Here is a 3,957-nt window from a genome sequence, read left to right as displayed (position 1 = left end):
GCGGAGAACGACAGGATTGCCGATCTTCTGGTGGGACTGACCCAGGCTCACAGGAGATGGGGATTTGGCCTGTGTTTTCTGTATCTGCGTAACGTGCAGGGACAGGTCTGGAATCATAAGCGGGTTTATCGGATTTATCGGGAACTGGAACTCAACCTGCGGATTAAACCCCGCAGGCGTCTGGTTCGCGAAAAGCCTGAAAAGCTGTCGGTTCCGGTCCTTCCCAACACGGTCTGGTCCATGGATTTTATGGCGGACAGGCTTTTGGATGGACGCGCTTTTCGGCTCCTGAACATTCTGGATGACTTCAATCGTGAAGGACTGGCGATAAAGGTTGATTTTTCCCTGCCGGCCTGTCGGGTTGTCCGCTGTCTGGAGCAGGTTATGGAGTGGCGTGGCAGGCCAGAGGCTATCCGAATGGATAATGGTCCTGAATATGTCAGCCATACGCTGGTTTCCTGGGCCGAAAAGCAGGGGATTACCCTGATCTATACGCAACCGGGCAATCCGCAGCAGAACGCCTATATCGAACGCTACAACAGGACTGTCCGGCAGGAATGGCTGGAGCAGCATCTGTTTGAAAGCATTCAGGACGTGCAGGAAGTCGCAACACAATGGCTCTGGACATATAACAATGACAGACCCAACATGGGGAACAGCGGGTTCACGCCCGCCCAGAAATTAAAAGCAGCTGCCTGAATTCTCAGTCAGAACCCCTCTAAAAATGGGGGGATTACCGTGAGATTTATAATTTTAAGGTAAAATCGGGGAGATAAGCACGCGTTTCGTTAAGGCGATGCTGTTTGCCGAATCCCCAGGCCTCACAGGCATGTCTCATTATTGCTTATATACGCAGAATGATGCGAAAAATCAATCAGACCGCTTTTTGAGTCAGGCTCTCGGGTAAACATGGTGTTTGCCGTTCCGCCGCAGAAAAATAGTGAAAGTCGTCGCATTTATGAACGCTGACAATCTGACAGGGCTTATCGGATATCTGAAGCAGGATCAGTGGCAATCCTGCTTTGAAGAGGTGTTGGGTGAGCATTTGGGACCGGCTTTAGAGGCGGCGGATATCAGCTTCGAAGACCTGGAAGATATCCTAGGGCAGGGTGCGGCGATGTCACTCTGGGGCTGTGCCTTCGAAGATTTCTTGGGACAGGAATGGGATAACGAAAATTTCGTTGAAGTCTATCTGAAACGACGGGGCTGGAAAGAAGGTCCACGTAAAAGTGCTTATATGCGGGGCCTCAAAGAGGCCGTCATGAGCCTGTATGAGGTTTCGCAGATCGTGCCGGGTCAAAGCATGATGGTGCGTGACCTGTTGCGGGGTGGTGACCCTGTTCTGGTTCATGAACGCTCAGCCACACAGTCCTTGAAGCCTTGGGCGCGCATCGCGGCGCGCCTTGTTCCCGAAGACGGTAAAATGGTTTTGGCAGGGAGTCTGTTGGCATATTCGCCGCAGGCTTGCGAATATCTGGCTGAGAATTTGCGCGATGTTCTCAAGCGTAAGCGAGGTCAGGCTGAGTTTCCAAAGATCAAAACAGAGGTGCTCCGCGATCTGGCTCCGGTCTTTACGTTGACCTGGCTCTTTAGAACCATGGAAAACATGGTGAGCGCCTCTGAGCCACCCGTTCTGTTTAACGGCGATGGCGAAGACCTGGTCTTTCATGACGTGTGTTTTCCTCTCAGCAAGGGAAGCACCCAGAAGAGCATTGCCAAGGTTTTGAAGACGATACCCTGTTTGCAGCATGCGGGGCGCATGATCTGGAATTGGACGCGTCAGGCTGGGGACCATGTTCCTGAGGCCCATTCTAAGGCAGGCGACAGCAAAGCTCAGTTTTTGAGCACCACGTTGGATGATGGTGGTCTTGTTCTGGGGACTCTGGAACTGAAAGGCCATCAGCTGAGATTGCAGGTCAACTCAAAAACACGGGCTGAGCAAGGCACGGCTGTACTCCGCAACGCCTTGGGAAGCCTGATTGGATCTCCTCTAACACAGATTATGACCGCCGAGCAGGCTTTAGAAGAACAGCGGACCTCTGGCCGAGGGGACGTGCTTGAAGACGAGATCCCGCTCGAAGAGGAAGCGGAAATTTTGGCTGCTGTTTTTGAGCAGCATTATCGCCGTGTTCTGGATGAGGTTGTTCCGGGGCTTGGGCATGTCACGCCGAGGCAGGCTGTTAAAACAGCGGCGGGGAAGAAGAAAGTCGCGGCCTGGTTGAAGCAGATTGAAGCCACGACAGCAGGCCTGGGGCGTGAGGAGGCAGGGGCCTCTTTCAGCTTTGACTGGATGTGGGAAGAGCTGGGTATCAAGGGGTTGCGAAAGTGAAGGGGAGCGCTGCTCACAAACGCAACCAGTCGGGCCAAAGATGTGTTTTAGGTCGCCACTCTATGAGAGGCACGCGCCTCGTTTCAGGTGGGATAGTCGCGGCGTTGTTGTGCATGCCCATACCCAGTCATGCCGCTTCGTCTCGCTGTGATCCTGTTACCTATGGTGCACGGCATGATGGCCGCACCAATGACGGTCCGGCCATTCAACGTGCCATTACAGCCTGTAGCGAGGCAGGCGGTGGCATGGTGTCGTTGACGTCAGGAACATGGTTGAGCGGACCTTTATCTCTCAAAAACCATGTCACGCTGAATCTGGGGCAGGGAAGTACCCTTCTGGGGAGTTCGGACACGCGTCTATTCCACTGGGCCTTTCTGGGGAAAGCAGCGCAGCCCGGTGAAGCCCTTGTTTCTGCGATTGATGTTCAGGACGTGGCTATAACCGGTCAGGGCCATATTGATGGGAATGGGGCTGCTGTCTGGTGGCCTCAAGCGGTGCGGGCGCACAAGACGCAGACCTCAGGTCCTTTACCTTACGGGCCAGACTATCCGGGGGTTCCTGCTGCTAATGGCCTACCACGTCCTTGGCTGATTGAGTTTTCGCATGTGCAGCATGGACGGATCTCAGGCGTTACGGCGACCAATTCTCCGATGTGGACGGTCGTTGTAAGGGAGTCCAGCCAGATCAAGATCGATCATCTCACGATCCGCAACCCGGCCTCGTCTCGGAATACCGATGGTATTGATCTTGTCTCCTCGGATCATGTCACGATGAGCACTCTCGATATTGCGACGGGGGATGACAATATCGCCATCAAGTCCGGTTTGAGGCAACCGGGACGAGCCGTGAGTGATATTAGCATTACACAGTCTCGCTTTGGCGAAGGGCACGGTCTGTCTATTGGCAGTGAACTGGCCAATGGGGCCCATCATATCAGAATTTCTGACGTCTCGTTTCAGAACACGCTGTCCGGGCTGCGGATTAAGTCTGGACGAGATCGTGGGGGAGATATTGGCTGGATTAGCGCGGAACATGTGATGATGAATCATGTCCGCGCTCCGCTGTCGATCAGTGATTATTATGCAGGGCAGCCCGGTGGAACCCAGAAGACTGTCTCAATGACCGATCCCGCTGCTTCGGTAACGTCAACAACCCCGCATATTCACGATGTCACCATTACCGATCTGACGGCGAAAAATGCGGAGACTGCGGGGGTTGTGTTGGGATTGCCCGAAGCGCCGATTGAGGGACTGACTTTGAGAAATATTCGACTATCGGCCCGGAAGGGGCTTCAGTTTAGTCATGTTAGCGGACGGGCCTCTGAAAGTACGTTTGCAGTCCAGACGGCTCCAGTTCTTCAGTGTGGATCTGCTGTGCATATTGACGGATCAGATCTGCGCTGCCCAGATGAGAGAAGCGTTCATGAATGAGTTTTTGCTCGTCATGATTGACCGTCTGTCGACGCAAAACAAAACAACACAAAACAGACAGGCGGCAGTCGCCTCATATTTGACATACACACCGATGAACAGCTTTCCGCATAACGGACATGAGCCGCACGGTAATCCCCCCTTTTTTAATGGGGTTCTGACTGAGAATTTAGACAGTTGCTTTTAGTTTCTGGGCGG

The 3,957-nt window shown here is 53.5% G+C and carries 3 protein-coding genes; all 3 read left to right on the top strand.

What is annotated here, in order from left to right:
- Nucleotides 1-699, top strand: a 699-nt coding sequence (locus tag HK23_RS13640; protein ID WP_143217578.1) for an IS3 family transposase, incomplete at its 5' end; no start/stop codon positions are given.
- A 259-nt stretch (nucleotides 700-958) separates the two neighbouring features.
- Nucleotides 959-2,329, top strand: coding sequence for a DUF7986 domain-containing protein (locus tag HK23_RS13635; RefSeq protein ID WP_063908854.1), 1,371 nt, complete (start codon nucleotides 959-961; stop codon nucleotides 2,327-2,329).
- A gap of 113 nt (nucleotides 2,330-2,442) precedes the next feature.
- Complete coding sequence (locus tag HK23_RS13630; protein WP_025829544.1) at nucleotides 2,443-3,759, top strand: glycoside hydrolase family 28 protein; 1,317 nt, start codon at nucleotides 2,443-2,445, stop codon at nucleotides 3,757-3,759.
- Nucleotides 3,760-3,957: the final 198 nt, after the last annotated feature.

Source organism: Acetobacter malorum, from assembly GCF_002153605.1.
GTDB classification, from domain to species: domain Bacteria; phylum Pseudomonadota; class Alphaproteobacteria; order Acetobacterales; family Acetobacteraceae; genus Acetobacter; species Acetobacter malorum_A.
The sequence above is the reverse complement of the archived record's forward strand: the minus strand, read 5'-3'. Positions and strand labels throughout refer to the sequence as shown.